This window comes from Oscillospiraceae bacterium (assembly GCA_025757985.1).
Taxonomy (GTDB): Bacteria; Bacillota; Clostridia; order Oscillospirales; family Ruminococcaceae; genus Gemmiger.
Genome location: CP107210.1, coordinates 822,210 through 848,551, shown reverse-complemented (window position 1 = coordinate 848,551; position 26,342 = coordinate 822,210). Strand labels below are relative to the sequence as shown.

Genomic DNA, 26,342 nt, shown 5'->3' with positions numbered 1-26,342 from the left:
CCGCAGCCTACAGGAAACCGCTCTATAACGGGAAAGCCGAGGGCCGGACATGTCCGGCCCCTACATGGCGCATACAAAATACCATCGTTTAAGGAACCTTATCTATGCTTCTAGTCCGCAATATCCGCCTGCCGCTGACCTGCCCCGACCCGGACGCCGAGGCGGCGGCCAAGGCTTTGGCCATTCTCCGCGTGCCCGCCCGCAAGGCGGCGCACTGCGGTGTGGCAAAGCTCAGCGTGGACGCCCGGCACGGTGCGCCGGTGCTTGTCTACACCATCGCAGTCACACTCAAGGACGAGGGTGAGGAATCGGCGCTGGCCGGGGCCTCGCCCTGCGTCTGTTTCACACAGCCGCCTGCCTTTACCTTTCCCCGGGGCAAAATGCCGCTGGCACACCGCCCGGTGGTCGTGGGCCTTGGCCCGGCGGGCCTCTTTGCCGCGCTGCTGCTGGCCCGCAGTGGCTACCGCCCGCTGGTGCTGGAGCGCGGCCCCGCCCTTGATGAGCGTATCCGCGCGGTCAGCCATTTTGAAAAGACCGGTGAGCTGGATCCGAATGCCAACATCCAGTTTGGCGAGGGCGGCGCGGGGACCTTCTCGGACGGCAAGCTGACCACCCGTGTCGGCGACCCGCTATGTGCCTTTGTGACGGGGGCGTTCCTCGACCACGGCGCGCCGGCAGATATTGCCTGGCGGCAAAAGCCGCATGTCGGCACCGACCTTCTGCGGGATGTGATCCGCAGCATCCGCGGGGAGATAGAGTCTCTGGGCGGGGAGGTGCGGTTCAACACGGCGCTGACCGGCCTGCAGATCCGAAACGGTGCCTTGACCGGCATTGATACTACGGCAGGCAGCGTTGCCTGTGAGCAGCTTATCCTTGCCGTGGGGCACAGCGCCCGGGATACCTTTGCCATGCTGCATGAGCTGGGCCTGCCGCTTGCGTGCAAGCCCTTCTCGGTCGGCTTCCGCGCCGAGCATCTGCAGACGGAGATCGACAAAAGCCTGTACCACGGTGCGGCAGGGCACCCGGCGCTGCCGAAGGGCGAGTACCAGCTCAGCCAGCATGTCAGCGGCGGGCGCTGCGTCTATACCTTCTGCATGTGCCCGGGCGGCACGGTCTGCGCCGCCGCCAGTGAGGAGGGCGGCGTTGTCACCAACGGCATGAGCCTGCACGCCCGCGATGGCAAAAACGCCAATGCGGCGGTGGTCGTCAGCGTGGACGGCAGTGACTTTGACAACGATCCGGTTCAGGCGGTGGCGTTCCAGCGTCAGCTTGAGCAGGCCGCTTACCGCGCAGGCGGCGGGGAATACCGCGCCCCGGCGCAGACGGTCGGCAGCTTTTTGGCGGGGGGCAGCGCATTGGCGCTGGACCGTGTGGAGCCGACCTACCCCCGGGGTGTGACGCCCTGCGATCTCGGCAACCTGCTCCCCACGGAGTTGGGCGGTGCCCTGCGCGAGGGTATGACGGCCTTTGGCCGTAAGCTGGCAGCCTACCGCGCCCCCGATGCCGTGCTGACGGGTCTTGAGACCCGCACCAGCAGCCCGGTGCGCCTTGAACGCGGCAAAGAGGACCTGCAGTGTACCGGCCTGAGCGGCCTTTACCCCTGCGGTGAGGGTGCCGGTTATGCAGGCGGCATCATGACCGCTGCCGTCGATGGTGTGCGCTGCGCCGCCGAGCTGATGAAGAATTGGGCACCTGCAGAATGACCCGAGACGGCGGTCAGTCCTCTGACCGCCGCACGGCAGCAGACGATAAAAACAAACAGATGGGACAAACCATGCCAGACAACAAACACAATTACGAATATAACTACGAATATAACTACGAATATAACTACGACCTTGGCGATGTGATCGACAATGCGGTCGAGATGGGCAGCAAAATCGGCTCCTCCGTGCTGGGCAGCATTGCCAACGCGCTGGAGCAGGCGGGCGATGCCATGGGCGTGAAGCAGCCCGACAGCTTCTCCGCGTGGAAACGCCGTCTGGAGCGCAAGTGGAAAAACGGCGGCCAGTCTGTCGGCATTGCGCTGACGGCGCTCGGCTGGACCTTTACGGGCTGCTTTGGCATCACGGCGCTCGTGCTGGGCATCCTGACGGCAGTCGGCGCAGGGCCGCTGGGGCTTTCCCAACAGGATTTTATAGCCCTGCCGATTCTGACGGCCGTATTTACCCCCGCAACGCTCGGCTTCCTCTTTATGGCCATCGTGGGTATGAAAAAGCTGGCCTATTTCGGCCGCCTGCGCAAGCTGCTGCGCGCTGCCAATGACTGGACCTGCGACCTGCCCGCGCTGGCCCGCAAGGCGCAGATCAAGCAGGAAAAGGCCTATGAAACCGTTGCAAAGGCTGTGGCGAACGGGGATCTTCCCAACGCTGCCATTTCCGATGATTACAGCACCCTCTATCTGGATGATTCGCTCCTGCCATCCGCGCCGCAGCCCGCTGCCGCACCGCAGCCGGCATCTGCTGCGCCGCTGACCGAGGCCGAGCAGTTCCAGCGCGAGGGCGTGGATTTTCTGAACTATTTAAAGGCTTGCTGCGGCAGACTGAGCAGCGATGCCGATGAAGAATTGGTGCAGATGCGCAAGATCTGCGCGTCCATTCTTGGCTTTGTGCATAACCACCCCGAGCAGCTTGGCCGGGTGCGCCGCTTCCGCGAATATTACCTGCCCACGACCCGCAAGCTGCTCGATACAGCGCAAGGTCTTGGCGATACGGACACCGCCAATGCCGCTGAGATACGCCGCGACATCACCGGCATTTTGCACACGCTGAATCAGGCATATGCAAAGCTGTATGATACGCTGCTGCAGGATGTGAGCATGGATGTTTCGACCGAGATCGACACGCTGGAAACGATGCTGCGGCAGGACGGCCTGACCCATGATTTTGAATCTGATTTTAACACAAGGAGTTAAACTGTATGAATTACCCTGCGTGGCAACTGAAAAAGGGCGATCCCGCCGCCGAAACCTCGCTGGCGGGTGCCGGGTGCGGTGTACTGCTGCGCCGGGTGCTGGCCGCCCGCGGCTGTACCGAGCCCGCCGCTGCGCAGGCATTGCTGGGGCAGGGCGAGCCGCTCAGTGATCCGTTCCTGCTCAAGGATATGGACAAAGCAGTCGCCCGCATCGAACAGGCTGTTGAAAACGAGGAGCTCATGGTCATCTACGGTGACTATGATGTGGACGGTATTTCGGCAACGGCTATTTTGTACGAATGTCTCACCAGTCAGGGCGCGCATGTGCGCTGCAAGCTGCCCACGCGCGGTTCCGGCTACGGCCTGACCCGCGCTGCGCTTGAATCGCTGGCACAGAAGGGCTTCAAGCTGGTCGTGACGGTGGACAACGGCATCTCCGCCGTGGAGGAGGCAGCCTGCGCCAGAGAGCTGGGGCTGGACCTTATCATCACCGACCACCATCTGCCGGGCAATACGCTGCCCGATGCCGTTGCCGTGGTGGACCCCAAGCGGGCCGACGATGAAAGCCCGTTTAAGGATCTGTGCGGTGCGGGCGTTGCCTTTAAGCTCTGCGCCGCGCTGGAGGGCTGCGACCCTGCCGAGCTTTTGGAGATGTACGGCGAGCTTGCCGCGCTCGGCACGGTAGCCGATGTCATGCCGCTGGTGGGGGAAAACCGCACCATCGTCCGGGAGGGGCTGGACCTTCTGCAGGATACGATGCGCCCCGGCCTGCACGCCCTGCTGGAAAGCGCCGGCTGTGCCGGAAAGCCGGTCACGGCGGATACGGTAAGCTACAGCCTGGCCCCGCGCCTGAACGCGGCGGGCCGCATGGATAATGCTGCCGTGGCGCTTAAGCTGCTGCTCTGCGGGGACGAGGAGCAGGCAACCGGCATTGCGGACCGTCTGGCAGAGATCAACACCGAGCGTCAGCAAACCGAGCAGCAGGTATTTGCTGCCGCGTTGGAGACGCTGGAAAAAGACCCCGCCCGAACCCGGGACCGGGTGCTTGTCGTCAGCGGTGAGGACTGGCACCCCGGTGTCATCGGCATCGTGGCCGCGCGCCTTATGGAGCGGTTCGGCCGCCCGGTCATCGTTATTTCGATGCATGAGGGCGAGGGACGCGGCAGCGGCCGTGCCCCTGACCCGTTTGATCTGCACAGCGCGCTGGCAGGGTGCGCACAGTATCTGACCCGTTTCGGCGGCCATGCGGCAGCAGCCGGTGTCGAAATTGAGGAGGACAACCTGCCCGCCTTCCGTCAGGCCATCAATGCCTGGGCTGCCGACCACGCCGCGCAGCCCGAGGCCGTCAGCCTGCAGCTTGATGCCGCCGTAACGCTGGGAGAGCTGAGCCTTGACAATGTGCAGGAGCTTGGCCGTCTGGCCCCCTTCGGCCGCGAGAACCCCACACCGGTGCTGCTGGTGCAGCACGCCTTTGTGGACGGCATCTGGCCGATGGGCAGCGAGGGGCGGCACACCCGCCTGCGGTTGCGGCAGGGCAGCGATACCCTGTTTGCATCGACCTTCGGCGTTGCACCGCAGGCGTTTGCCTACCCGGTGGGCAGCGAGGTCGAGGCTGCCCTCGAGGTGTCGATCTTCAACGGGCGCAGCGGGCCGATGGTGTCGGCGCATCTCAAGGCCATCCGCCCTGCCGGGCTGGGCAATACCCCCAGCGAGCAGGCCGCATGGTTTGAAGCGTTCCGCACCGGCGGCACCCTGCCTGCAGACCGCGCCGCTGTGCTGCTGCCGGACCGTGCCGACACCGTGGCGCTCTACCGCCGCATCCGCACGGGGCAGGTGGCTGCAGCGGACCTGCAGCCGGTGTTTGCGGCGCAGGGCGTGCAGAACACCGGCCGTATGCTGGCCAGCCTGACCGCACTGCAGGAGCTGGGCCTGATCGAGGAGCAGGACGGCCGCTGGCTGCCTGTGCCGGTCACGACCAAGCAGGATCTGGCCAGTGCGCCGGTTTTGCAGCGTTTGGCGACCATGGCGAAACAAGGATAAAACGCGGTTTTATCCGGGATTGTAGGGGCGGATGCTCGCATCCGCCCGCGGAGCGTGGCGACAACGGCGATGTTCCCGGGTCGATGCCGAGCATCGACCCCTGCAAAGAGCTGTGCGATTTTATAAAAACGGAGAGGGAATGGACCATGGAAAACACAACCGTGCAGGAAGTAAAAATGCCCATCACCTATGACGACCTGAAGGCAAGTATGATCGACAGCGGCCGTCCGTATGACTTTGAGATGATCGACCGCGCCTACGAGCTGGCCGCCAAGGCGCATGGTGAGCAGCGCCGCCGCAGCGGCGAGCCGTATATCTGTCATCCGCTTTCCGTGGCGCAGATCCTTGTGGAGCTGGGTATGGACAGCGAGAGCATTGCTGCAGCCCTGATGCACGATGTGGCGGAGGATACCCCCGTATCGGTAACGGAGATCCGGCAGAAGTTCGGCCCCGAGGTCGCGCTGCTTGTTGACGGCGTTACCAAGCTGACCCAGATCAAGTTCTCCAATGTCGAGGACCGTCAGGCTGAGAACCTGCGCAAGATGCTGCTGGCGATGAGTCAGGATGTCCGCGTCATGATCATCAAGCTTTGCGACCGGCTGCACAATATGCGCACCGGTGACGCCTGGCCGGAGCAGAAGCGCCGCGACAAGGCCCTTGAAACGATGGAGGTCTATGCGCCCATCGCCCACCGCCTCGGCATCTCCAACATCAAGGAGGAGCTGGAGGACCGCAGCCTGCACTATCTGGACCCGGTCGGCTATGAGACGATCCGTGACCTGCTGAACAAGCACGGCGATGAGTTTCTGCATCAGGTCTGCCATACCATCGCCAAGCATCTGGCGGAAAACGGCATCCAGAAGGCCACCATCCGCCACCGCGTCAAGAGCATCTACGGCATCTACCGCAAGATGTATATGCAGAACAAGGACTTTGAGGAGATCTACGACATCTACGCCGTCCGCATCATTCTGGACAATGTCCCCGAGTGTTACACGGCGCTGGGTCTGATCCACGATATGTACCATCCGCTGCCGAACCGCTTTAAGGATTACATCTCGACCCCGAAGCCCAACGGCTACCAGTCCCTGCACACGACAGTCATCGGCCGCGAGGCCATCCCGTTTGAGGTGCAGATCCGCACATGGGATATGGACCGCATGGCGGAGTACGGCATCGCCGCCCACTGGAAGTACAAGGCCGGCATCACCGGCAGCGGCGATAAGCTGGATGAGCGGCTGGCGTGGGTGCGCCAGCTTTTGGAAAGCCAGCGCTCGAGTGCGGATGCCACCGACCTGCTCAGTGACATCAAGAGCGACCTGCTGCCGGAGGAGGTATTTGCCTTTACCCCGCGCGGAGATGTCATCAACCTGCCGGCCGGTGCCACGACCATCGACTTTGCCTACGCCATCCATTCGGCTGTCGGCAACCGCATGATCGGCGCAAAGGTCAACAACCGCATCGTGCCGATCGACCACAAGGTCCAGACCGGTGAGATCATCGAGATCATCACCGGCCCTGAAAACCGCGGCCCCAGCCGTGACTGGCTCAACATCGTCAAGACGAGCGAGGCCAAAAATAAGATCCGCAACTGGTTTAAAAAGGAGCGGCGGGAGGAAAATGTCCAAGAGGGGCGCGATGCGCTTGAGCGCGAGATGCGCCGCAACCTCATGACGCTGAGTGATGAGCAGCGCCCCGTCTTTATGGAGGCGCTGGCCCGCCGCAACCGCTGCAACAGTGTGGAGGAGATGTACGCCGCCATCGGCTACGGCGGGCTGCAGCTCTCCCGCATGCTGCCCAAGCTGAAGGAGGAGTACACCAAGCTGCAGACCACCGAGCCGCGGCCGGTCACGGTCGAGCTCAAGCGGATGCACTCCTCCGAGGGCGTCGTGGTGGAGGGCATCGACAACTGCCCCATCAAGTTCGCCAAGTGCTGCTCACCGCTGCCCGGCGATGAGATCATCGGCTTTGTCACCCGCGGGTTTGGTGTTTCCATCCATAAGCGGGACTGCGCCAACGCCCGCGAGAGCATGCGCCACCCCGAGAATATCGACCGCTGGGTCCGCGCCTACTGGGATGACGAGGCCCGCGAAAGCTATAAGGCAACGCTCGATATCGTCTGTATGGACCGCCCGAACCTTGTGTCGGATGTGGCGCTGGCGCTGGGCGATATGCGTGTGCCCATCTACTCGCTGACGGCGCGCGCCGCCGAGCAGGGGCGTGCCCGGATGAGCGTGACGGTGGGCATCACCAACACCGAGCATCTCAACAGCGTTGTGGCCCGCCTGAAAAAGATCAAGGATGTCGTCAGTGTGACGAGGAACTGAGTTTGAAGGCCTTCCCCTGAGGGGGGAAGGTGCCCCTCATCAGTCGCCTACGGCGCCAGCTTCCCCCAAGGGGGAAGCCTTACATGGAAGGAGCACCCTATGCGAGCAATCATTCAGCGCGTAACCCGCGCAAGCGTTACGGTCAACGGCGGCGAGCCGCGCGCCATCGGCCCGGGTCTGGTCATCCTGCTGGGCGTGCGTGAAACCGATGAGATCGATATTGTGCCGAAGCTGGCTGACAAATGCGCGCACCTGCGCATTTTTGAGGACGAGGATGGCAAGCTGAACCGCAGCGCGGTCGAGCTGGGCTATTCGGCGCTGGTGGTGTCGAACTTCACCCTGTACGGTGATACGGCCAGAGGCAAGCGCCCAGGCTTCAGCCATGCCGCCAAGGGGGAACTGGCGGTGCCGTGCTATGAAAAATTCCTTGATGAGATGAATCGGCAGGGCCTGCAGGAGGTCAAGCACGGCGAATTCGGCGCGGACATGCAGATCGACCTTGTGAACGATGGCCCGGTGACCATCGTGATCGATACCGACGAGTGGAAAAAGTAAGCAAAATTCAAGGGAGGACGCAATGAACATCCAGCATATCCACGGCGTTCCGCCGCTGTACACGAATACCTTTTTAATTATCACGAACGCCAAGCACGGCATCCTGATCGATGCCGCGGCCGAGCCTGCCACCTATCAGAAGGCGCTGGACGAGGCGGGCGCAACGCTGAGCCATATCCTGCTGACCCACGGTCACTACGACCATGTGGGGGCGGTGGCAGCCCTCAAAAAAGCAACCGGCTGCAAGGTCTATATGGACCCTGCCGATGCGCAGGGCAGCCAGCTGCTGCCCCTGACACCCGATGTCATCACGGACACATGGCCGGCTGGTGACGAGCTTACGATCGATGAGCTGACCTTCAAGATCTACCACACCCCCGGCCACACGCCGGGCGGCGTCTGCCTGTCCTGCTATGGGCTACTGTTCAGCGGCGACACGCTGTTTGCAGGCTCCTGCGGGCGGACGGATTTCCCCGGCGGCAGCATGCAGGAGATGGCAAAAAGCCTGTCCCTGCTGGCAGAGCTGCCGCTGCCCGATGCAACAAAAGTCCTGCCCGGGCATGAGGATTTTACCACCCTTGGGCAGGAGCGCCGCTCCAACCCTTATATGAATGAGGCATGGTTTTGATGCAGATCATTTTACGCGGCCCCGCAGCGGGCTATGAAGCTGAGCATACCGCACGGCTGTTTTTCCCCGGTGCGGAGAAGTCGGAAAATCTCCCGCAGGAGGGTGATTTTGTGCTGGCGCAGAGCCACCAATGCACCGATCTGGCCCTGCTGCGCCTCAACGGTAAGCTGCAGTGGCAAACCGCCCTGCGCCCGCAGGGCGAGGATGCGGAGTACGCCCTGTGCCGGCTGCTGTACGGTATGCTCTGCCGGGCAACCGGCATCACGCCGCCATGGGGCATGATGACCGGTGTGAGGCCGGTGCGCATCATTCACGACATGCGCGCAGCCGGTGCGGGTGAGGACGAGATACGCGCGCGCTTCCTTGACCACTTTGGCTGCGCGCCGGAAAAGTTTGCGCTTGCGCTCGGCATTGCCGACCTGCAAAAGCCGGTTCTGGACGCCGCCGACCCGATGGACTGCAGCGTCTATGCGGGCATCCCGTTCTGCCCGACCCGGTGCAGCTACTGCAGCTTTGTCTCCCGCACGGTGGGGGATAAAGCCACCCGTGCGCTTGTGCAGCCCTATGTCGATAAGCTTTGTGAGGAGCTGACCGCCATCCGCCGGACCGCCGACCGCGCCGGGCTGCATATCCGCACCTTCTATATCGGCGGCGGCACGCCCACCAGCCTGAACGCGCCGCAGCTGGAACAGCTGATGTCCCACATCGCTAAGACCTTTGATTTAGCGAAACTGGACGAATACACCGTTGAGGCCGGCCGCCCCGACTGCACCGATGCTGAAAAGCTGCGCATCATCAAAAAATACGGCGCGACGCGTATTTCCATCAACCCACAGACCTTTTCGGACACGGTCTTGCAGAACATCGGCCGCCGCCATACGGCGCAGGATATTATCGACTGTTTTGCGGCCGCGCGCGCTGCAGGGCACACCAACATCAATATGGACCTGATCGCGGGCCTGCCGGGGGACACGGTCGAAGGCTTTGCAGCCAGCCTGCGTCAGGCCATCTCGCTTGCGCCGGAGAACATCACGGTCCACACGCTGACCCTCAAGCGGGCGTCCAACATCGTGGTCGAGCATCGCGCTGCTGACTATGCCGATGTTGCCGCCATGCTCGACAGCTGTAGTATGCTGGCCGAGGCCGGCTACCGACCCTACTATATGTACCGCCAGAAGGGCACGCTGCAGAATCTGGAAAATATCGGCTGGGCCAAGCCGGGTTTTGAGTGTCTGTATAATATCTATATTATGGAAGAGGTCCACACCATTCTTTCGGCCGGTGCGGGCGGCTCCACCAAGCTTGTCATTCCGGGGCAGCGCCGCGGCAAGATCGAGCGCATCTTCAACTTCAAATATCCCACCGAGTACATCGACCGCTTTGCGGAACTGCTTGACCGCAAAAAGGCCGTGGAGGATTTCTATGCACATTACACATCGCAAACGCTTCATTAGCCGTGACCTTGTGGCACTGGCCGCGCGCAGCCCGCAGGAGCTGGCGGCCCTGAGCGAGCAGCATTATCACGACCAGATCGAGAGCATCGCCGATGAGGTGCTGGCGGCAGGCCAGCGCATCGTCATGCTGACCGGCCCGTCCGCTGCGGGCAAGACGACCTCGGCCCATAAGATCGCCGGGGCCATCGCGGCGCGCGGCCACAGCAGTCAGGTCGTCAGTCTGGATGATTTTTATATCGGGGAGGGGAAATACCCCAAAAATCCCGATGGCAGCGATGATTATGAGAGTCTGGAGTCACTGGATCTGGAGCAACTGCATTTTTGCCTGAAGGAGCTGTACAAAACCGGCATCTGTGAGGCACCGGTGTTTGACTTTACACTTCAGCAGCCCAGCGGCACCCGCCGCATTGATGCCCGCGGCGGTGTGGTCATCATCGAGGGTCTGCACGCCCTGAACCCGGCCCTGACCGAGGAACTGCCTGCCGGGGCCGCCCTCTGCCTGTATGCGGGCCTGCGGGAGGAATACGCCGACAGCAGCGATGCCTGCTGTCTGGCCACCCGGGACATCCGGCTGGCGCGGCGCATCGTGCGGGATTACCTGTTCCGCGGGCATGGGGCTGCCTTCACGCTGGGGCTGTGGGGCCATGTCTGCGCGGGCGAGGAACGGTTCATCAAGCCCTACAAGCCGCGCGCCAACCTGCTGCTGGATACGACCCACACCTATGAGGTCTGCCTGTGGCGCACCGTGCTGGACGCGATGCCTGCCGACCCGGAGCTGACCCCCGTGCAGGCCCGCCAGCTGGAGGCCCTGCGCGCAAGGTTTGACGCATTTCCGGCGCTGGGCACCGAGCTTGTGCCCCAAAACAGCCTGCTGCGGGAGTTTATTGGTAAATAATGCCTTACAATTCACGGAAAATATACATTTGCGCGTTGCAAACCGCGCCGCAATAGGCTATAATAGACCTAAATCGCACGGCACAGATGCCGTGTTCAGGCAAGAAGAAAGAGGTGCTTGACTATGTTTGAACTGGATATTGAGATGCTGAAGGAACAGGGCCTGCAGTTGGTGGATTCCGCTAAAAAGACGGCGCAGGATCTGGCAGACAAGGGCAAAAACAAGCTGGATCTTCTGAACCAGCAGGCACGACTGTCCAAGGCACAGCGGCAGCTGGGCGCTCTGGTTTACAGCCTGCACAAGGCCGGTGAGGAGAACCCCGCACTGGTCGAAAAGTATATCGATGCCGTGGCAGAGGTCGAGAAGGCCATTGAGGAGATCAAGGCCGGCATGACCGAGGACGAGCGCGCAGAGGTCGAGGCACAGGAGGCTACTGACGCCGCCGAGGATGCCCCCGAGCAGGAGCAGGAGGAGGAGATCGAGGAGGAACCCATCCAGCTGCGCGGCGAGACCAAGATCTGCCCCGTCTGCAAGGCCGAGGTCGATGGTGACGCGCTGTTCTGCAACCATTGCGGCGCGCAGCTGTAAAAATAACACTACAGCGAAAAAATGCAGCCGGGCGGACGGCCAACGCTTGACAAATCCGCCGATTTGTGTAAAATGTAGCGTATTGCATTTCTGTGAGCGCGGAGAAGGTCTATGAACGCATACCCCGAAAAACAGCAGTATACGGCAGACGACCTGGTAGCGATCATTGCGATCCTGCGGGATCCGGACTGCGGCTGCCCATGGGATAAGGTGCAGACCCACACCTCGATCCGGATGAACTTCCTTGAGGAAGCCTACGAGGCAGTGGATGCCATCGACCTGAATGACCCCGAGCTTCTCTGTGAGGAGCTGGGCGATGTGATGATGCAGGTAGTCTTTCACGCGCAGATCGAGCGGGAGGCCGGTCACTTTACCTTTGACGAGGTGTGCGACGGTGTCTGCCGCAAGCTCATAGAGCGTCACCCGCATATTTTTGGCGGGGACGAGAGCATAAAAGATTGGGATTCGCTCAAGAATAAGGAAAAGGGCCGTCTGACCCTCGCAGATGATCTCGAAAGCGTCCCCAAGGCGCTGCCTGCCCTGATGCGCGCCGCCAAGCTGCAAAGGCGCGCTGCCCGCTACGGCGTGCAGACAGAGTCGGCAGCCGATACGGTCGCTGCTGCGGCTGCGGCAGTTGAGACCGCACCGGACAAGGCCCGGGCGGAGCAGGCGATGGGCCAGCTGCTGTTTGCCGCTGCGGCGCTTGCACGCAGTGCAGGCATCGACCCGGAGCAGGCCCTGCAGAAATGCAACGCTGCGTTTACCACAGCGCACGCCGACAACCCAGAAAGCTAAGAAGTGAGCCGAGCGGGACGGAGTTTTCCGCAGCTGCTTTTTGCTGATATAACACTTTGGAGGTATAATACCATGACGAAAGTTGAACTGATCGCCGCTGTTGCGAATGAAGCTAACCTGACCAAGAAGGACGCCGAGGCTGCTGTCAACAGCGCCCTGAACGCCATCACCAACGCCCTGAAGGAGGGCGACAAGGTCGCACTGGTCGGCTTCGGCACCTTCGAGGTCCGTGAGCGCCCTGCACGCAAGGGCCGCAACCCCCAGACCGGTGAGGAGATCACCATTGAGGCCTCCAAGCTGCCCGCTTTCAAGGCCGGCAAGGCCCTGAAGGACTCCGTTCAGTAAGTAATGGTCCGCTCCGCCCCGCCGCGCTCCTGCGGCGGGGCGGTTTTGTATCGAAAGGAAAACATCTATGCGTCTGGATAAATACCTGAAGGTCAGCCGTGTCATCAAGCGCCGCACCCTTGCCAACGAGGTTGCGGACGCGGGCCGCGTGCTGGTCAACGGCAAGCCCGCCAAGGCCAGCTATACCGTAAAGCTCGGCGACATCATTGAGGTTACCTTCGGCAACCGCCCTGTCAAGATCCGCGTCCTGTCCGATGTGGAGCAGAAGGGCAAGGATGTCGCACGGGAAATGTTTGAGATCATCGAGGAATAATGCCCCACCGCCCGGCGCGGGGTTCTAAACGCGGTGCCTGCCGCATACAGTATCACTGTAACCAAGCAGGGGAGGGACCGCCATGCCGGAAACAAAACTGGAGCCGCGCGCCGGCCAGCCGCAGCAGCAAAGCCACGGCCTTGCCCTGCGGGACCGCCGCCATCTGGCCGTGACCGGTGTCAGCCGTGTCATCAGCTGTGATGAAAGCGCCGCTGTGCTGGAAACGCCGCTCGGCAATCTGACCGTCGGCGGGCAGGAGCTGCAGATCGGGGAGCTGTCCACCCAGAGCGGGCAGGTGCAGATCTCCGGCAGGATCGAATACCTGCAGTATGCGGAAAATCAGCAGTCCGGCGGCGGTCTGCTGGCGCGGCTCTTCCGTTAGATGGCCCCGTCACCCGCCCCGTGGGCGGTGCTGGGGGATGTGCTGTGGTGCCTTGGGCTGGGCTGCCTGCTGGCGGGCGTGCGGGATGCCGTGCGCCTTGCACTGGGGGAGGGCGCGCTGCGCTGCTTTTTCCGGGATATAGCGGCCTTTGCCGCAGCGGCGGTGCTGGTCTGCGGCTTCGCTGCCGGGGCCAGTGCGGGCGGTCTGGCCCGCTGGTATATGAGCGCCGCGCTGCTGCTGGGGGCTGTATGCTGGCACTGGACCGTGCAGCCCGCCGTACACCGCTGCGCGGCGGCAACCGCCGCCTGCCTGCTGGCACCGCTGCATGCGGTGGAGAAAACCGCCGTCAAGCCCCTCAAAAAGCGCCTTGCCGCCGCCCGCAGCCGCCGCAGAGAGCGCAAAAAGGCAAAAAAGTCCGAAAAAAAGCAAAAATCCGCTGAAAAACAGTTGCAAAAACCTTCGACCATATTATATAATTAGCTACAAGTGGTTGTGCGTGCATTTTTGAGGAAGGGGGCATCCCGCTATGAGCAAAAACAAGGGAAGGTCCCAGCGTGGGTTCCTGCCGTGGTGGATCACCGTTCCGGTGTTTCTGATCGTCTGCGGCTCGCTGTTCATCAATCTTGTGCAGTATCAGGTGTCCATTGCATCCAAGCAGCAGGAGCTGCAGTCTGTGCAGAACCAGCTGAGCACACAGCTTACCGAAAACGCCGAGCTGTCCGGCACGCTGGATCAGGGCGAAAGCGCTATTATCGAGCGCTACGCCCGGGAGCAGGGCTACGCAAAGCCCAACGAGCGCGTCTTTGTGGACATCAGCGGCAAATAAATCGTTTTCAGCGGGGACGCTTTGCGGCAGCCCCCTGGCATAAAAATTACATTTAAAGGGGTATCATAGTTTGGCATTACAAGTTGGGGATATTGTCGAGGGCAAGGTCACTGGTATCAAGCCGTTCGGCGCGTTCGTTTCTCTGCCGGAGGGCAAGACCGGTCTTGTCCACATCTCCGAGGTTTCCTACGAGTTTGTGCAGGATCTTTCCACGGTGCTCAGCGATGGGCAGACGGTTTCCGTCAAGGTGATCTCGATCGCACCGGACGGCAAGATCGCATTGTCCATCAAGCGCACCCAGCCCGCGCCGGAGCGCGGCCCGCGCCAGCAGCACGGCGAGCGCACTGCAGGCGGTAATGACCGCCGCCCGGCCCCGCGCCCCAAGCGTGAGGAAAAGCCCCGCGTCTGGCAGCCCAAGCCTGCCGCACCTCAGGGCGATATGAGCTTTGAGGACATGATGGCCCGCTACAAGACCCGCAGCGAGGAAAAGATCGCGGATCTCAAGCGCGTGACGGAGAACCATCGCGGCGGATATTCCCGCCGCCGCGGCTGATACCGGCCGCGAAAGCCATACAATGAACGGCCCTATCCTGACGGCTGTCAGCCGCCGGGCTGGGGTCTTTTTGCAATTTTACAATACAAAGTGTAGGGGGATAGCCATTGCTCGCCCCTACACAATTCACGGCATATCAACAAGAAAGGACACCTATGTCTACACTTTACACGATGGTCGCGCCCTGCTTCTTCGGTACCGAATCCACGCTGAACTTTGAGGTCAAGCGTCTGGGCGCACAGAATATTCAGGTGACGGACGGCCGTGTGGCATTTCAGGGCGGGGCGGATATGATCGCCGCCGCCAACCTGAACCTGCGCACCGCCGAGCGCGTGCTGCTGCTGCTGGCCACCTACAAGGCCACTACCTTTGATGAGCTGTTTGACGGCTGCTACGCCATCGCGTGGGAGGAGCTGCTCCCCGCCAACGCGGCCTTCCCGGTCAAGGGCTCGAGCCTGTCCAGCCAGCTGTCCAGCGTCCCTGCCTGCCAGAGCATCGTAAAAAAAGCCATCGTCAAGCGGCTGATGAACGGCCATAAGGTCGGCACCCTGCCGGAGGACGGTGCGCTGTACAAGATTCGCTTTGCGCTGCGCAAGGACACGGTGGAGATCTATCTCGACACCTCCGGTGACGGCCTGCACAAGCGCGGCTACCGCAAAAACGCCACGCTGGCGCCCATCAAGGAGACGCTGGCCGCCGCCATCGCCGATCTGGGCCGGGTGCGCCGTGACTCTCTCATGCAGGATCCGTTCTGCGGCTCCGGCACGCTGGTCATCGAGGCTGCGCAGAAGGCGCTGAATCTGGCCCCCGGTCTGCGCCGCCGCTTTGCCGCCGAGCATTTCGACTTTGTGCCGGCTGACCTCTGGGCAGAGCAGCGCCAGAAGGCTCTTGCGGAGGTCCGCAAGGATGCCGCCTTTGAGGGCATCGGCTATGACATCGACCCCGCCGCTGTGGCGCTGGCCAACGCCAACGCAAAGCTGGCCGGTGTGGGGGATCGCTGCCGCTTTGAGGTTGCGGATGTCCGGGATTTCCGTGCGCTCGACAATGCGGTCGTGCTGACCAACCCGCCCTACGGCGAGCGCCTGGGCGATGCCTCCGAGGCGGCGAGTCTGGCGCGCACGCTGGGTCAGGTATGGCAGGCGCACCCTGCGCAGGGGCTGTATGCCATCACGGCCGATGCGGACTTTGAGCAGCACTTCGGCAAAAAGGCTGCCCGCCGCCGCAAGATCTACAACGGCATGATCCCGTGCCAGCTCTATATGTATTTTGAGCAGCCCAAGCGGGAGAGGAAGTAAGCCATGGAAGACCTGAAACTGGCGATCCTGATTGATGCGGACAATATCTCGCCCAAGTATGTCAAGGTGATTTTGGACGAGGCTGCAAACTTTGGCGTTGCAGCCTGCAAGCGCATCTATGGCGACTGGTCTGATGCGCGGCTGAAAAGCTGGAAGGATGCGCTGCTGAACAATTCCATCATCCCCATCCAGCAATATAGCTACACGACCGGCAAGAACGCTACAGATTCCGCCATGATCATTGACGCGATGGACCTGCTCTACAGCGGCAATCTGGACGGCTTCTGCATTGTTTCCTCAGACAGCGATTTCACCCGGCTGGCGGCCCGCCTGCGGGAGGCCGGCAAGCTTGTCATCGGCATGGGGGAGAGCAAGGCGCTCGGCCCCTTTGTCAAGGCCTGCGACCAGTTCAAGTACCTCGATCTGATCCTCGACCACGGTGATCTCAATGAGGCGGAGGGAAATGCCCCGGCCGCCTCTGCTGCCGAGACGAGCGCCCGCGCCGCTGCGGGGGACGACACCGCCATCAACCGGGATTCCATCGGCCGCATCATTCATGGTCTGATTGATGAGATGGATGACGGCACCGGCTGGGTGCGCACCTCCCGCGTGGGGGATCAGCTCATCAAGCGCTATCCGGATTTCGATGTGCGAAACTTCGGCTCCAAGAGCCTGAACAAGTTCCTGACCTCGCTGGCGGAACTCGAGGTTGAGGAGCGCATTCTTGCCAACGGCAACCCCATTCAGTTTGTGCGGGTAAAGCCGGTGCCGAAGCCGGTCAAAAAGCCTGCGGCCCGCCGCACCGCCAAGCGCACGCCCCGCCAAAAGAAATAAAACCAGCCCCAGACACCGCTTGTCTGGGGCTGTTCGCTTATCTCTGCAAATATTCTGTGCTGACCCAGCCGTATTGCTGGTCGTACTGCACCAGCGCCCAGCCGGGGGCGTTGGACATTGTACCATAGACGCGCAGCCGCAGATAATCGGGAATTTTGCCGATGATGTCATACCCTGTGCCCGGCCCGGCGCGCAGGTTCAGCCGCTCGCCGTTGGTGCGGGTCGTAAAAAAGATTGCGTCCGTCCGCGCGGGCGGGGTGTCGGGGGCGGTAATATCTGCGCCCAGACTGTCCAGCAAAAGCCGCCATGGGTCAGGCTTTGTCACTCCGGGAATGCTGTATTCGTGCCAGCCGTCAGCCTGCCTGATCCATGCCGTGCCGCCGTCCCACACAAGGCCGTCATACACACAGGGGACAAGCTCCGCCCCGGTGCTGTCGAGCAGACCGAATTTCCAGTCACGGCTGACAACCGTATAGCCATTCAAAAGCGGTGCGGCCCGGGCAAAGACCCGCGGTTCATCGGTGTAGCGGTTGGGCCTGTACACGCCGTCGTAGCAGGGGGCGGTTACTTCGTTGCCCGCTGTATCCAGATACACCCATTTGCCGTCCCGCTGTGCGGGGGCCAGCGGCGCGTCAAAAAAGAAATCTGCCGCACTGTAAATAAATTCGTTCGCAGCTTTGCTGTCTCTGTTTCGATAAACATACTGCTCGCCGCCAATGTAGTTGAACCAGCCGTCCCCCTCGGCCTCCAGCGCACCGTCCCGGACAGGCACAAAGCCGTTGGCGCTGCCGCTGAACAGCAGCATATCCGCATCGGTCGGTGCTCTCAGCTCGCCCGGACCAAGGGAGCCGCAGTAGATATGCAGAGCATTATCCTGCAAACGGACAAAGCTCAGATACCCGCCGCCGTCATGAGCGTCGCAGAGGGTACCGTCGCCGCTTGCCTTTAACCGGGCGTTGTACTCTCTTTCCAGCGGGTCGCTCTCCTCCCACGCAAGCCCGTCCAGATACCCGTGCCAGTGGTGTTCGTCAATGTCACATTCAAACAGCGGCTCCGGCGCGCGGCAGGAAAGCACTTCTGTACCATCGCTGCGCATCAGACCCCACAGGCCGTCCTTGCACATCGTGTAATAGTCGGTCTCGGGGTAGGTCTGCATGGCACGCTCATAGTCGATCAGCCGAATGTCGTCATAGTCCAGCACTGCCGCGCCGGTCGGCTCCAGTCCCTGCGGCGCAGCGGCTGCGGGGGCGGGAGTCGGCGCTGCTTCGGCGGTTTCCACGGTGGCAGCTGGCGCAGATGCGGAGATCGCATCCCCGGATGCCGCCCCTGCGGCACACCCGGCCAGCAGCAGGGCAGACAAAACGCAGAGCAGAAGCTTCATGACAGAACACCGCCTTTTTCTTTAAGGTAATACCGCATAATTCTAAGTGCCGATACGGCGAGCGAGGTGCGGCAGCTGCTAAGCCAAAAGCGCAGATAATACTGGATGTCTTATCGAGCATTTTGGCAACGCAGATGCCGTGCCGCAGCCGCCGGAGCGGTGCTTAAGCCGTCAGGCGGGAATTGTGCGGTGTTGCCTTAAGTATACCACACGCGCCCCGCACCGGAAAAGCCCGGTGCGGGGCGCGTGTGCAGATTTTACAATTTATTCGTAGGTGCGCCGCCCGGCAAAGACGCACAGGGGACGCTTGGCCTTGCCCATGCCCATCAGCTGCACGGCGGCGGCCAGGGTGGCACCGGCGCTGGTGCAGGCGGGTACGCCGTCAAAGAACAGCACCTCCCGCGCGGCACGCTCGGCATCGGCGGAGGTGACGGTCAGCACGGTGTCCACTACATAGGGGTTGTAATTCTCCGGCACAAAGCCGGGGCCGATGCCCGCAATGCTGTGCTGGCCGATGAACCCGCCAGAGATGGCGGCGCACTCGGCAGGCTCCACGGCCACGATGCGCACCATGCTGTTCCATGCCTTTATGTACTCGGCCACACCGGTGATGGTCCCGCCGCTGCCCACGCCGATGACCACGGCGTCGATCGCATCGCCCGCGTGCTTTAAGATCTGCGGGCCGGTCACCCGGCGGTGATACTCGGGGTTATCATCGTTGGAAAAATAGTGGGTGTAATATCCGCCATATCGCTTGGCGGTGTCCTCGGCGATGCGCTCCATGGCGCGGCGGCCGCCGCTGCTGCAGGCAATGATGCGCGCGCCCAAGTCCTGTAAATGCTTGCGCCGTGCAATGGGCAGGTTGCTCGGCACAACAAGGATGCAGGGGTGTCCTGTGGTTGCACAGCTGACGGCCAGCGCCGCGCCGAAGCTGCCGGAGCTTACCTCCACCACCGGCATGCCGGGCTGCAGCGTGCCGCGCTCGGTCGCAAAGGCCAGCATTGTCTCGGCCAGACCGTCCTTGGAGGTACCGGTTGCACCGCCGAAATCCAGATAGGCGAGGATGCCTGCCTCCAAACCATGGCGGCCGGAGTAGCCGTCCAGCCGCACGACCGGCGAACGGTAGACCTCCTGATAATAACTGCGCAGGATGGGCACAGACAGACACCTCACTTTCAAAAAACGACAACATTTTTATTATAGCATAGTTCGGGGCGGTTTGCTATGGATGGAGAGAAAAATATTGCGGCGAAGGGGGAGGCCCCTCAGGCCTCGCAGGCTCGGCCAGCTCCCCACTTCGTGGGGCGTTTTTTGCGCGGGCAAAGCCCGCGAGAAAGCCTCCTCGCTATGCGGGGAGGTGACGAGCGCAGCGAAGTCGGAGGGGCTTTCCCCGTATACCCTCACGGCGCTGCTAAAAAATCTGCCGTATTTCTTCAAAAAATCGCTCTACGGACTTGACTTCCGGCGCCTGTTCTGTTATAATTCATAGGCTGATGTAAAGAAAATTACTTTACACAGCCTTCACAAGCAGCAAAGGGGGCGCGGGCATGGCCGGTAAGCCGCAGAAAAACCTTGCCTACTCCGTCCTGCTGGACTTCTACGGTCCGGTTCTGACGGAAAAACAGCGCGTCATCCTGACAGAATACTATGACGAGGATTTGTCCTTAGCTGAAATTGCCGAAAATCTCGGCATCACACGGCAGGGGGTGCGGGACGCCATCAAGCATGGCGAGGCCGCACTGGACGAGCTGGAAGCAAAGCTCGGCAACGCCCGCCGCCACACCCGGATGCAGGCCGATTTGGATCGCCTGCGGGTGCTCGTCACGGAGGTTCGCTGCTGCAATTCCGGCTGCTTCACGCCGGATCCGCGCATCAACCACGATACGCAGGAAATGCTTACGATCTTACAACGCTTGGACACGCAGGAGGATGCCGATGGCCTTTGAGTCTTTAACAGAGCGCTTGAATGGCGTTTTCAAAAAGCTGCGCGGCAAGGGCAAGCTGAACGAGGCCGACATTAAGGCCGCTATGCGCGAGGTGCGTATGGCGCTGCTGGAGGCCGATGTCAACTACAAGGTTGCCAAGGACTTCTGCGCTCAGGTTTCGGAGCGCGCGATGGGGCAGGAGGTCATGGAGAGCCTGACCCCCGCCCAGCAGGTCGTCAAGATCGTCAACGAGGAATTGACCAGCCTTATGGGCGGCAATGAGCCGAAATACCTGCGCCTGAAAAACAAGGGCCAGACCGTGCTGATGATGTGCGGCCTGCAGGGCAACGGCAAGACCACCCATGCTGCCAAGCTCGGCAAATTCTACCGCAGTCAGGGCCGCCGCCCGCTGCTGGTTGCCTGCGACATCTACCGCCCCGCCGCCATTGAGCAGTTGAAGGTGGTCGGCGAACAGGCCGGTGTTCCCGTCTTTACGCTGGGCACCGAAAAGCCCGAGCTTATCGCCCAGAAGGCGATGGCCTACGCGAAGGATCACGGCAATGATATTGTCATTCTCGATACGGCAGGCCGCCTGCAGATCGATGACCAGCTTATGGATGAGCTGGTGCGGATCAAGCAGGCAGTCGAGGTCGATGAGACCCTGCTGGTCGTGGACGCCATGGCTGGTCAGGAGGCCGTCAATGTGGCCAAGACCTTCAATGAGAAGGTCGGCATCAGCGGCGTCATTCTGACCAAGACCGATGGTGATACCCGCGGCGGTGCGGCGCTCTCGGTGCTGGCCGTCACCGGTATGCCGATCTATTTTCAGGGCACGGGCGAGAAGCTTGAGGATCTTGAGCCGTTCTACCCGGCGCGGATGGCCAACCGCATCCTTGGCATGGGCGATGTGCTTTCCCTGATTGAGAAAGCCCAGAGCGTCCAGAACGACAAGGAAGCTGAGGCCGCAGCCAAGCGCCTGATGGAAAACAAGTTCGACATGAACGACCTGCTGGCCCAGTTCCAGCAGATCAAGAAGATGGGCGGCGCTGCCTCGCTGCTGGCGATGATGCCCGGCGGCAGTCAGATCGATGCCGATTCCCTCGATGATAAGGCGCTGCCCCGCATCGAGGCTATCATCTACTCCATGACCCCTGCAGAACGCGCCAAGCCCGACATCATCAACCCCAAGCGCAAGCGCCGCATCGCGGCCGGCTCCGGCACCTCGGTCGAGGATGTCAACAAGCTGCTGCGCCAGTTTGAAGCAATGCAGAAGATGATGAAAAAGGTCAAGCGCAACCCCAAGGCTTTTATGCGCGGCCTCGGGAGCATGGGCGGCAGAGGCGGCTTTAAAGGCTTTGGCCGCTGATTTTCACAAAGGTATGACCCGCTCGGCTTTACGGCCCACGGGATGTACAATATATTAAAGATGCCCAACCAAGGGCCGTAAACAATTTTTGGAGGAATATTACTATGGTTAAGATTCGTCTGCGCCGCATGGGCGCCAAGAAGGCTCCTTTCTACCGCGTTGTTGTTGCTGACAGCCGCTTTGCCCGTGATGGCCGTTTCATCGAGGAGATCGGCTACTACGATCCGACCAAGGAGCCCTCTGTCGTCAAGATCGACGCTGAGAAGGCCAAGCAGTGGCTGTCCAACGGCGCTCAGCCCACCGACACTGTCCGCGAGATCCTGAAGAAGGCCGCTGTTCTGTAATCTGTTCGCTTTTTAGGGAGGGAACGCCACATGCAGGAACTCTTATTAGCCGTTGCCCGCGGCCTTGTCGAGGACAAGGAGGCCGTGCAGGTGACTGTTGATCCCATGCGTGAGGACGGCACTGTTGTGTACCACCTCAAGGTGGCTGAGGCCGATATGGGCCGCGTCATCGGCAAGCAGGGCCGCATCGCCAAGGCGATCCGCGTTGTCATGCGTGCCGCGGCTGTCCGTCAGGGCGAAAAGGTCATCGTTGAGATCGACTAAGACCCGTTACAAAGCACTTTGCCGCAGGGTAAAGTGCTTTTTCTGTATCAGGAGGAATATATGCGAAACTACCTTCCCGCCTGCAAGATCGTGTCCACCCACGGCGTGCGCGGCGAAATGAAGGCCCTGCCGCTCTGTGACGGCGCGGCGTTTCTGACAAAATTCAAGCGGCTGTTCAGCACGGCCGAGGGCGCGGGCGAGACCCGCGTGCTGGGCGTGCGCGCACAGGGCAATGTGATCCTGCTGCGGCTGGACGGCATTACCGATATGGACGCCGCCCGCGCGCAGGTGGGCCGGGTGTACTATCTGGCCAAGGCCGATGCCCGGCTGCCCAAGGGCCGCTACTTCATTGACGATCTGTTGGACTGTGAGGTCGCAGATGCCGATACCGGCCGCGTCTACGGCCGCCTGACGAATGTGGAGCATCCGGCTGCGCAGGACATCTACACCGTGACCGATGCGGCGGGGGAGGAGCACATGCTGCCCGCCGTGCCGGAGTTTGTCAAAACCATCGACATGGAAAACCGCCGCATTCTGATCACCCCCATCGAGGGGATGTTCACCGATGCTGTGAACGGCGACGAGGACTGAGCAGATGCGCATTGATATCGTAACGCTTTTTCCCGAGCTGTGTGACAGCTTCCTCTCGGCCAGTATTCTGGGCCGCGCACGCGCGAAGAACCTGTTCGAGGCGCACTGTCACCAGATCCGCGACTATACAAAAAACAAGCAGAAGCAGACCGATGACTACCCCTACGGCGGCGGCTGCGGCATGGTGCTGTACGCCCAGCCCATCGCCGACTGCCTGCGGGCTGTGCAGGCCCAGTGTGCCGGGCAGGGGCGGCAAAAGCCCCATGTGGTGTTCCTGACGGCTGCGGGCCGCCCCTACAATGAGGAAAAGGCCCGGGAGCTGGCCTCCTATGACGCCGTTACGCTTGTCTGCGGCCATTATGAGGGCATTGACCAGCGGGTCATTGACGCCTTCGGCGATGAGGAGATCTCGATCGGTGATTATGTGCTGACCGGCGGTGAGTTGGCCAGCCTTGTCGTGGCCGACAGCGTGCTGCGCCTGCAGCCCGGTGTGCTGGCTGAGGAAAAAGGCTATCAGGACGAGAGTTACTGGGACGGACTGCTGGAATATCCCCAGTTTACCCGCCCCGAAGTGTGGGAAGGACGCGCTGTGCCGCCGGTGCTGCTGACCGGCGACCACAAAAAAATTGACGAATGGCGCGGTGCCCAAAGCCGTGAACGGACCCGTGAGCGCCGCCCCGACCTGTATGACGCCTGGTGCGAGAGCCACCCGCTGACCGAGCTGCCGAAGTGGAAGCGCGGCGAAAATATGCGCCTTGTGAAAAATGACGAACAGCTCAGCCTTTGCGCTGCGCTGATGACCGAGGGACGCTGTGCTGTCTGCGAGGCAGTCTGTGCGGAGCAATATCTGGAAATGCTCACCCCGCAGACCCATCTGCCTATGCTACAGGAGGATAAAAAGAACGGCTGGGCGTTCTATCTGCACTACACCAAAGACAGCGCTGACGGTATGGTGGGTGTCTGCCACAAAACGGGGGAGATCGGCCGCCTGTTTGTGACCGAAGCGGCCCGCGGCAGGGGATATGGCGCTAAGATGCTGGATTTTGCCCGCAAAAAGCTGCCGGAGCATCTGCACCCGACCTTGGGGGTGCTGAACACCAACACCCGCGCGATTGCGCTGTACAAGCGGATGGGCTGGCGGCTGACCGGCAGCGTGCTGCACCGCTATGATCCCGCCGATGCAAACGCCTTTGCGGCGCTGTACTGTGAAGAATTGGAAATGCGCTATCAGGGCTGACCGTTGTTTTTGTCGTCAATCCACAACGATGTTGAAAATAAACTGGCAAAGTTGCACAAACGCGCGCGCGAAGATTTGGCAGAATTACAGAATCATGCCAAATTTGCAATTTTCCACTGTACAAAATCGACCGAATAGGATAAAATAGAGACAATCAAGGCGGCGTATTAACACGCAATAGACCGCCTGGAAGTCGCCCGCGGTAGATACACAGGGGCATATTATTTTCAAAAGTAGGAGAGAATAACTATGTACGTTAAAGAAGTTACCGTTGAGAATCAGGTTGGTCTGCACGCCCGTCCGGCTACCTTCTTCATCCAGAAGGCCAACGAATACAAGTCCTCCATCTGGGTCGAGAAGGAGGAGCGCCGTGTCAACGCCAAGTCTCTGCTCGGTGTCCTGAGTTTGGGCATCGTCGGCGGCACCACCATCCGCATTATTGCTGACGGTGCCGATGAGCAGGCTGCAGTTGACGGTCTGGTCAAGCTGGTCAGCTCCGGCTTTGCCGAGTAATCTTCCTTAAACAATCAGCGGTGGGGTGACCCGCCGCTTTTTTTGTATACGGCGGCACCGCATACAGCGCATCGGGCGCAGCGGCGCTGCCGTAAGAAAGGCCTGTCCATGACAAAAGCTGAACTCTACAAAAAAGCCTGCATGCTGCCGCTGCTGCCCGGCGTGTATATCATCCGTGACAAAACAGACACGATCATCTATATCGGCAAGGCCAAGCGCCTTAAAACGCGCGTGTCGCAGTATTTCCGTGAGGGGGTGCCCCACGATGCCAAGGTCAGCCAGATGATCGCCCATGCGTTCACCTTTGATGTCATCGTCTGCCAGAGCGAGTTTGAGGCGCTTGTGCTGGAGGCCAGCCAGATCAAGGCCCACACACCGAAGTACAATATTTTGCTCAAGGACGACAAGGGCTACAGCTATGTCAAGGTCACGCGCGGTGCATGGCCGCGCATTTCGGCTGCACTGCAGAAGGATGACGATGACGCCGACTATATCGGCCCGTTCACCTCATCGTTTGCCGTGCGGGAGATGGTGGAAACAGCGCAGAATTGCTTTTTGCTGCCCCGCTGCAGCAAGAGCTTCCCGCAGGAGCTTGGCAAGGGCCGCCCCTGCCTGAATGCCCACATCGGAAAGTGCATGGCAGTGTGCAGCGGCAAAATCAGCTGTGAGGCCTACAACGATGCAGTACAGGGCGCGCTGCGGATGATCCGCTACGGCAAAAAGGACATCGTCAAGCAGCTGCGCGATAAGATGGAGGCCGCCTCCGAGCGCCTTGACTTTGAAACGGCCGCCCTGCTGCGCGATCAGATCATGGCCATTGACCGTGTGGCCGCAGGCCAGAAGGTCGTTATGGACAGCGATACCGAAATGGATGTCATCGCGCTGGCAGGCACGACCCATGCGGTCTGCGCCGCTGTGCTGCGCTACCGGGACGGCCGCCTGACTGACAAGCGGGAATTCGTTTTCCACGATACCACCGACATCAACGCCGTGCGGGAGGAGTTCCTGCCGCAGTATTATCTGGACGGTGAGAACATCCCCAGAACCATCGCTGTGGACGCCCTGCCGCCCGATGCCGAGGCGCTGAATGAGGCACTGAACCGGGCCCGCGGCACAAAGGTCGAGCTTTATGTGCCGCAGCGCGGTGATGTGGCAAAGCTGGTCACAATGGCCTACACCAATGCCGTGGAGCGCCTTGGCCGTGAGAGCGGCCGTTACACCCGCGAGGAAAAGCTGCTGGAGGAGGCCGCCCAGCTGCTTGGCCTGAAGGAGCCGCCCCGCGTTATCGAGAGCTACGATATCTCCAACTGGGGCGATGGCTCCAGCGTCTGCGGTATGGTCGTGTTTCAGGACGGAAAGCCGCACCGTTCGGGCTACCGCCGCTTTAAGATGAAGACCGTCGCGGGCACGGACGACTATGCCTCGCTGGCAGAAACGCTCTCCCGCCGTGCGGCGGAATACGAGGCGGCCCGCCGCGGGGAAAAGCCTGACGGCCCGCAGAACCAGTTTGCCACCCTGCCGGATCTGCTGCTCATCGACGGCGGCAGGGGGCAGGTCAGCGCAGTCAGGCAGGCCCTGCGCGGCACGGCACTGGAGAATGTCCCCACCTTCGGTATGGTCAAGGACGACCACCACCGCACCCGCGCCATTGTGGACGATGCGGGCGGCGAGATTGCAATCAACCGCAACCGCAATATCTTTACCTTTGTGACGAATATTCAGGACGAAACGCACCGCTACGCCAACGATTACCGCAAGCGCGCGATGAAAAAGCGCTCCTACGCTGCCACGCTGACGGCCATTCCCGGTGTGGGGGAAAAGACCAGCGCCGCCCTGCTGGCACACTTCAAGACCGTTGCGGCGGTCAAGGCTGCCAGCATCTCCGATCTGGAGGAGGTCAAGGGCATCAGCCACGCCAAAGCGGAAATGCTGTACAACGCGCTGCGGAATGGGGTATAATGAGTGTGACGCACTACCC

Annotated in this window: 28 protein-coding genes; 26 read left to right on the top strand and 2 right to left on the bottom strand. The window is 61.3% G+C overall.

Annotation, left to right across the window (positions count from 1 at the left end; translation table 11 throughout):
• Nucleotides 1–104 precede the first annotated feature (104 nt).
• The 18 genes from OGM67_04290 to OGM67_04205 all read left to right on the top strand — a co-directional run bounded on the left by OGM67_04290 (nucleotide 105) and on the right by OGM67_04205 (nucleotide 16,743).
• Nucleotides 105–1,703 carry an FAD-dependent oxidoreductase gene (locus OGM67_04290; GenBank protein UYJ35559.1) on the top strand — a complete coding sequence of 533 codons (1,599 nt, stop codon included), beginning with the start codon at nucleotides 105–107 and terminating at the stop codon, nucleotides 1,701–1,703.
• On the top strand, nucleotides 1,700–2,914 hold the full coding sequence (locus tag OGM67_04285) for a 5-bromo-4-chloroindolyl phosphate hydrolysis family protein (GenBank protein UYJ35558.1): 1,215 nt from the start codon (nucleotides 1,700–1,702) through the stop codon (nucleotides 2,912–2,914). The genes OGM67_04290 and OGM67_04285 overlap by 4 nt, the downstream gene beginning before the upstream one ends.
• 5 nt (nucleotides 2,915–2,919) lie before the next feature.
• Nucleotides 2,920–4,953 (top strand): single-stranded-DNA-specific exonuclease RecJ, encoded by a 2,034-nt coding sequence (recJ, locus tag OGM67_04280; GenBank protein ID UYJ35557.1) that lies wholly within the window; start codon nucleotides 2,920–2,922, stop codon nucleotides 4,951–4,953.
• A gap of 146 nt (nucleotides 4,954–5,099) precedes the next feature.
• A complete protein-coding gene (locus OGM67_04275; GenBank protein UYJ35556.1) occupies nucleotides 5,100–7,280 on the top strand; it encodes a bifunctional (p)ppGpp synthetase/guanosine-3',5'-bis(diphosphate) 3'-pyrophosphohydrolase in 2,181 nt (726 codons plus the stop codon).
• 99 nt (nucleotides 7,281–7,379) lie between these two features.
• Nucleotides 7,380–7,835: a D-aminoacyl-tRNA deacylase gene (dtd, locus tag OGM67_04270; GenBank protein UYJ35555.1), complete on the top strand. Its 456-nt coding sequence runs from the start codon at nucleotides 7,380–7,382 to the stop codon at nucleotides 7,833–7,835.
• A gap of 22 nt (nucleotides 7,836–7,857) precedes the next feature.
• Nucleotides 7,858–8,463 carry an MBL fold metallo-hydrolase gene (locus OGM67_04265; GenBank protein ID UYJ35554.1) on the top strand — a complete coding sequence of 202 codons (606 nt, stop codon included), beginning with the start codon at nucleotides 7,858–7,860 and terminating at the stop codon, nucleotides 8,461–8,463.
• Nucleotides 8,463–9,917: a coproporphyrinogen dehydrogenase HemZ gene (gene hemZ / locus OGM67_04260; protein ID UYJ35553.1), complete on the top strand. Its 1,455-nt coding sequence runs from the start codon at nucleotides 8,463–8,465 to the stop codon at nucleotides 9,915–9,917. The genes OGM67_04265 and hemZ overlap by 1 nt, the downstream gene beginning before the upstream one ends.
• The gene (locus tag OGM67_04255; GenBank protein ID UYJ35552.1) at nucleotides 9,886–10,812 is read left to right on the top strand and encodes a nucleoside kinase; all 927 of its coding nucleotides are present in this window, start codon (nucleotides 9,886–9,888) and stop codon (nucleotides 10,810–10,812) included. Before hemZ ends, OGM67_04255 begins: the two co-directional genes overlap by 32 nt.
• A 123-nt stretch (nucleotides 10,813–10,935) precedes the next feature.
• Complete coding sequence (locus tag OGM67_04250; protein ID UYJ35551.1) at nucleotides 10,936–11,400, top strand: zinc ribbon domain-containing protein; 465 nt, start codon at nucleotides 10,936–10,938, stop codon at nucleotides 11,398–11,400.
• A gap of 111 nt (nucleotides 11,401–11,511) precedes the next feature.
• Nucleotides 11,512–12,195, top strand: coding sequence for a nucleoside triphosphate pyrophosphohydrolase (gene mazG / locus OGM67_04245; protein UYJ35550.1), 684 nt, complete (start codon nucleotides 11,512–11,514; stop codon nucleotides 12,193–12,195).
• A 72-nt stretch (nucleotides 12,196–12,267) separates the two neighbouring features.
• Complete coding sequence (locus tag OGM67_04240; protein ID UYJ35549.1) at nucleotides 12,268–12,540, top strand: HU family DNA-binding protein; 273 nt, start codon at nucleotides 12,268–12,270, stop codon at nucleotides 12,538–12,540.
• Nucleotides 12,541–12,607: 67 nt separating this feature from the next.
• The gene (locus OGM67_04235) at nucleotides 12,608–12,853 is read left to right on the top strand and encodes an RNA-binding S4 domain-containing protein (GenBank protein ID UYJ35548.1); all 246 of its coding nucleotides are present in this window, start codon (nucleotides 12,608–12,610) and stop codon (nucleotides 12,851–12,853) included.
• Nucleotides 12,854–12,935: 82 nt separating this feature from the next.
• Complete coding sequence (locus OGM67_04230) at nucleotides 12,936–13,235, top strand: sporulation protein YabP (protein ID UYJ35547.1); 300 nt, start codon at nucleotides 12,936–12,938, stop codon at nucleotides 13,233–13,235.
• A complete protein-coding gene (locus tag OGM67_04225) occupies nucleotides 13,236–13,715 on the top strand; it encodes a hypothetical protein (GenBank protein UYJ35546.1) in 480 nt (159 codons plus the stop codon).
• 46 nt (nucleotides 13,716–13,761) lie between these two features.
• Complete coding sequence (locus OGM67_04220; protein UYJ35545.1) at nucleotides 13,762–14,061, top strand: septum formation initiator family protein; 300 nt, start codon at nucleotides 13,762–13,764, stop codon at nucleotides 14,059–14,061.
• A 70-nt stretch (nucleotides 14,062–14,131) separates the two neighbouring features.
• Nucleotides 14,132–14,614: a S1 RNA-binding domain-containing protein gene (locus tag OGM67_04215; GenBank protein ID UYJ35544.1), complete on the top strand. Its 483-nt coding sequence runs from the start codon at nucleotides 14,132–14,134 to the stop codon at nucleotides 14,612–14,614.
• A gap of 155 nt (nucleotides 14,615–14,769) precedes the next feature.
• Nucleotides 14,770–15,909, top strand: a complete 1,140-nt coding sequence (locus tag OGM67_04210) for a class I SAM-dependent RNA methyltransferase (GenBank protein ID UYJ35543.1) — start codon at nucleotides 14,770–14,772, stop codon at nucleotides 15,907–15,909.
• A gap of 3 nt (nucleotides 15,910–15,912) precedes the next feature.
• On the top strand, nucleotides 15,913–16,743 hold the full coding sequence (locus OGM67_04205; protein UYJ35542.1) for an NYN domain-containing protein: 831 nt from the start codon (nucleotides 15,913–15,915) through the stop codon (nucleotides 16,741–16,743).
• A 37-nt stretch (nucleotides 16,744–16,780) separates the two neighbouring features.
• On the opposite strand, the gene OGM67_04200 is transcribed toward OGM67_04205, so the two are convergent.
• Together OGM67_04200 and OGM67_04195 are read right to left on the bottom strand one after the other, a co-directional pair.
• Nucleotides 16,781–18,124: an SH3 domain-containing protein gene (locus tag OGM67_04200; GenBank protein UYJ35541.1), complete on the bottom strand. Its 1,344-nt coding sequence runs from the start codon at nucleotides 18,122–18,124 to the stop codon at nucleotides 16,781–16,783.
• A gap of 264 nt (nucleotides 18,125–18,388) precedes the next feature.
• Entirely contained in the window at nucleotides 18,389–19,282 is an 894-nt protein-coding gene (locus OGM67_04195) for a cysteine synthase family protein (protein ID UYJ35540.1), read from the bottom strand.
• Between the two features lie 389 nt (nucleotides 19,283–19,671).
• Between OGM67_04195 and OGM67_04190 the strand changes: the two genes are divergently transcribed.
• From OGM67_04190 to uvrC, 8 genes are all read left to right on the top strand, one after another.
• Complete coding sequence (locus OGM67_04190) at nucleotides 19,672–20,070, top strand: DNA-binding protein (GenBank protein UYJ35539.1); 399 nt, start codon at nucleotides 19,672–19,674, stop codon at nucleotides 20,068–20,070.
• The gene (gene ffh / locus OGM67_04185) at nucleotides 20,060–21,415 is read left to right on the top strand and encodes a signal recognition particle protein (GenBank protein ID UYJ35538.1); all 1,356 of its coding nucleotides are present in this window, start codon (nucleotides 20,060–20,062) and stop codon (nucleotides 21,413–21,415) included. Before OGM67_04190 ends, ffh begins: the two co-directional genes overlap by 11 nt.
• Before the next feature lie 104 nt (nucleotides 21,416–21,519).
• Nucleotides 21,520–21,759, top strand: a complete 240-nt coding sequence (rpsP, locus tag OGM67_04180; GenBank protein UYJ35537.1) for a 30S ribosomal protein S16 — start codon at nucleotides 21,520–21,522, stop codon at nucleotides 21,757–21,759.
• Nucleotides 21,760–21,789: 30 nt separating this feature from the next.
• Nucleotides 21,790–22,023, top strand: a complete 234-nt coding sequence (locus tag OGM67_04175) for a KH domain-containing protein (protein UYJ35536.1) — start codon at nucleotides 21,790–21,792, stop codon at nucleotides 22,021–22,023.
• Nucleotides 22,024–22,083: 60 nt separating this feature from the next.
• Nucleotides 22,084–22,614: a ribosome maturation factor RimM gene (gene rimM / locus OGM67_04170; GenBank protein ID UYJ35535.1), complete on the top strand. Its 531-nt coding sequence runs from the start codon at nucleotides 22,084–22,086 to the stop codon at nucleotides 22,612–22,614.
• A 4-nt stretch (nucleotides 22,615–22,618) separates the two neighbouring features.
• Nucleotides 22,619–23,851 (top strand): tRNA (guanosine(37)-N1)-methyltransferase TrmD, encoded by a 1,233-nt coding sequence (trmD, locus tag OGM67_04165; GenBank protein ID UYJ35534.1) that lies wholly within the window; start codon nucleotides 22,619–22,621, stop codon nucleotides 23,849–23,851.
• A 249-nt stretch (nucleotides 23,852–24,100) separates the two neighbouring features.
• Complete coding sequence (locus OGM67_04160) at nucleotides 24,101–24,364, top strand: HPr family phosphocarrier protein (protein UYJ35533.1); 264 nt, start codon at nucleotides 24,101–24,103, stop codon at nucleotides 24,362–24,364.
• Between the two features lie 108 nt (nucleotides 24,365–24,472).
• Nucleotides 24,473–26,323 carry an excinuclease ABC subunit UvrC gene (gene uvrC, locus OGM67_04155; protein ID UYJ35532.1) on the top strand — a complete coding sequence of 617 codons (1,851 nt, stop codon included), beginning with the start codon at nucleotides 24,473–24,475 and terminating at the stop codon, nucleotides 26,321–26,323.
• Nucleotides 26,324–26,342 lie beyond the last annotated feature (19 nt).

What these genes read in the sequence shown, in the direction of transcription:
- OGM67_04290 (UYJ35559.1), top strand. Translation starts at nt 105, where the DNA reads ATGCTTCTAGTCCGCAATATCCGCCTGCCGCTGACCTGCCCCGACCCG.
- OGM67_04285 (UYJ35558.1), top strand. Translation starts at nt 1,700, where the DNA reads ATGACCCGAGACGGCGGTCAGTCCTCTGACCGCCGCACGGCAGCAGAC.
- recJ (UYJ35557.1), top strand. Translation starts at nt 2,920, where the DNA reads ATGAATTACCCTGCGTGGCAACTGAAAAAGGGCGATCCCGCCGCCGAA.
- OGM67_04275 (UYJ35556.1), top strand. Translation starts at nt 5,100, where the DNA reads ATGGAAAACACAACCGTGCAGGAAGTAAAAATGCCCATCACCTATGAC.
- dtd (UYJ35555.1), top strand. Translation starts at nt 7,380, where the DNA reads ATGCGAGCAATCATTCAGCGCGTAACCCGCGCAAGCGTTACGGTCAAC.
- OGM67_04265 (UYJ35554.1), top strand. Translation starts at nt 7,858, where the DNA reads ATGAACATCCAGCATATCCACGGCGTTCCGCCGCTGTACACGAATACC.
- hemZ (UYJ35553.1), top strand. Translation starts at nt 8,463, where the DNA reads ATGCAGATCATTTTACGCGGCCCCGCAGCGGGCTATGAAGCTGAGCAT.
- OGM67_04255 (UYJ35552.1), top strand. Translation starts at nt 9,886, where the DNA reads ATGCACATTACACATCGCAAACGCTTCATTAGCCGTGACCTTGTGGCA.
- OGM67_04250 (UYJ35551.1), top strand. Translation starts at nt 10,936, where the DNA reads ATGTTTGAACTGGATATTGAGATGCTGAAGGAACAGGGCCTGCAGTTG.
- mazG (UYJ35550.1), top strand. Translation starts at nt 11,512, where the DNA reads ATGAACGCATACCCCGAAAAACAGCAGTATACGGCAGACGACCTGGTA.
- OGM67_04240 (UYJ35549.1), top strand. Translation starts at nt 12,268, where the DNA reads ATGACGAAAGTTGAACTGATCGCCGCTGTTGCGAATGAAGCTAACCTG.
- OGM67_04235 (UYJ35548.1), top strand. Translation starts at nt 12,608, where the DNA reads ATGCGTCTGGATAAATACCTGAAGGTCAGCCGTGTCATCAAGCGCCGC.
- OGM67_04230 (UYJ35547.1), top strand. Translation starts at nt 12,936, where the DNA reads ATGCCGGAAACAAAACTGGAGCCGCGCGCCGGCCAGCCGCAGCAGCAA.
- OGM67_04225 (UYJ35546.1), top strand. Translation starts at nt 13,236, where the DNA reads ATGGCCCCGTCACCCGCCCCGTGGGCGGTGCTGGGGGATGTGCTGTGG.
- OGM67_04220 (UYJ35545.1), top strand. Translation starts at nt 13,762, where the DNA reads ATGAGCAAAAACAAGGGAAGGTCCCAGCGTGGGTTCCTGCCGTGGTGG.
- OGM67_04210 (UYJ35543.1), top strand. Translation starts at nt 14,770, where the DNA reads ATGTCTACACTTTACACGATGGTCGCGCCCTGCTTCTTCGGTACCGAA.
- OGM67_04205 (UYJ35542.1), top strand. Translation starts at nt 15,913, where the DNA reads ATGGAAGACCTGAAACTGGCGATCCTGATTGATGCGGACAATATCTCG.
- OGM67_04200 (UYJ35541.1), bottom strand. Translation starts at nt 18,124, where the DNA reads ATGAAGCTTCTGCTCTGCGTTTTGTCTGCCCTGCTGCTGGCCGGGTGT.
- OGM67_04190 (UYJ35539.1), top strand. Translation starts at nt 19,672, where the DNA reads ATGGCCGGTAAGCCGCAGAAAAACCTTGCCTACTCCGTCCTGCTGGAC.
- ffh (UYJ35538.1), top strand. Translation starts at nt 20,060, where the DNA reads ATGGCCTTTGAGTCTTTAACAGAGCGCTTGAATGGCGTTTTCAAAAAG.
- rpsP (UYJ35537.1), top strand. Translation starts at nt 21,520, where the DNA reads ATGGTTAAGATTCGTCTGCGCCGCATGGGCGCCAAGAAGGCTCCTTTC.
- OGM67_04175 (UYJ35536.1), top strand. Translation starts at nt 21,790, where the DNA reads ATGCAGGAACTCTTATTAGCCGTTGCCCGCGGCCTTGTCGAGGACAAG.
- rimM (UYJ35535.1), top strand. Translation starts at nt 22,084, where the DNA reads ATGCGAAACTACCTTCCCGCCTGCAAGATCGTGTCCACCCACGGCGTG.
- trmD (UYJ35534.1), top strand. Translation starts at nt 22,619, where the DNA reads ATGCGCATTGATATCGTAACGCTTTTTCCCGAGCTGTGTGACAGCTTC.
- OGM67_04160 (UYJ35533.1), top strand. Translation starts at nt 24,101, where the DNA reads ATGTACGTTAAAGAAGTTACCGTTGAGAATCAGGTTGGTCTGCACGCC.
- uvrC (UYJ35532.1), top strand. Translation starts at nt 24,473, where the DNA reads ATGACAAAAGCTGAACTCTACAAAAAAGCCTGCATGCTGCCGCTGCTG.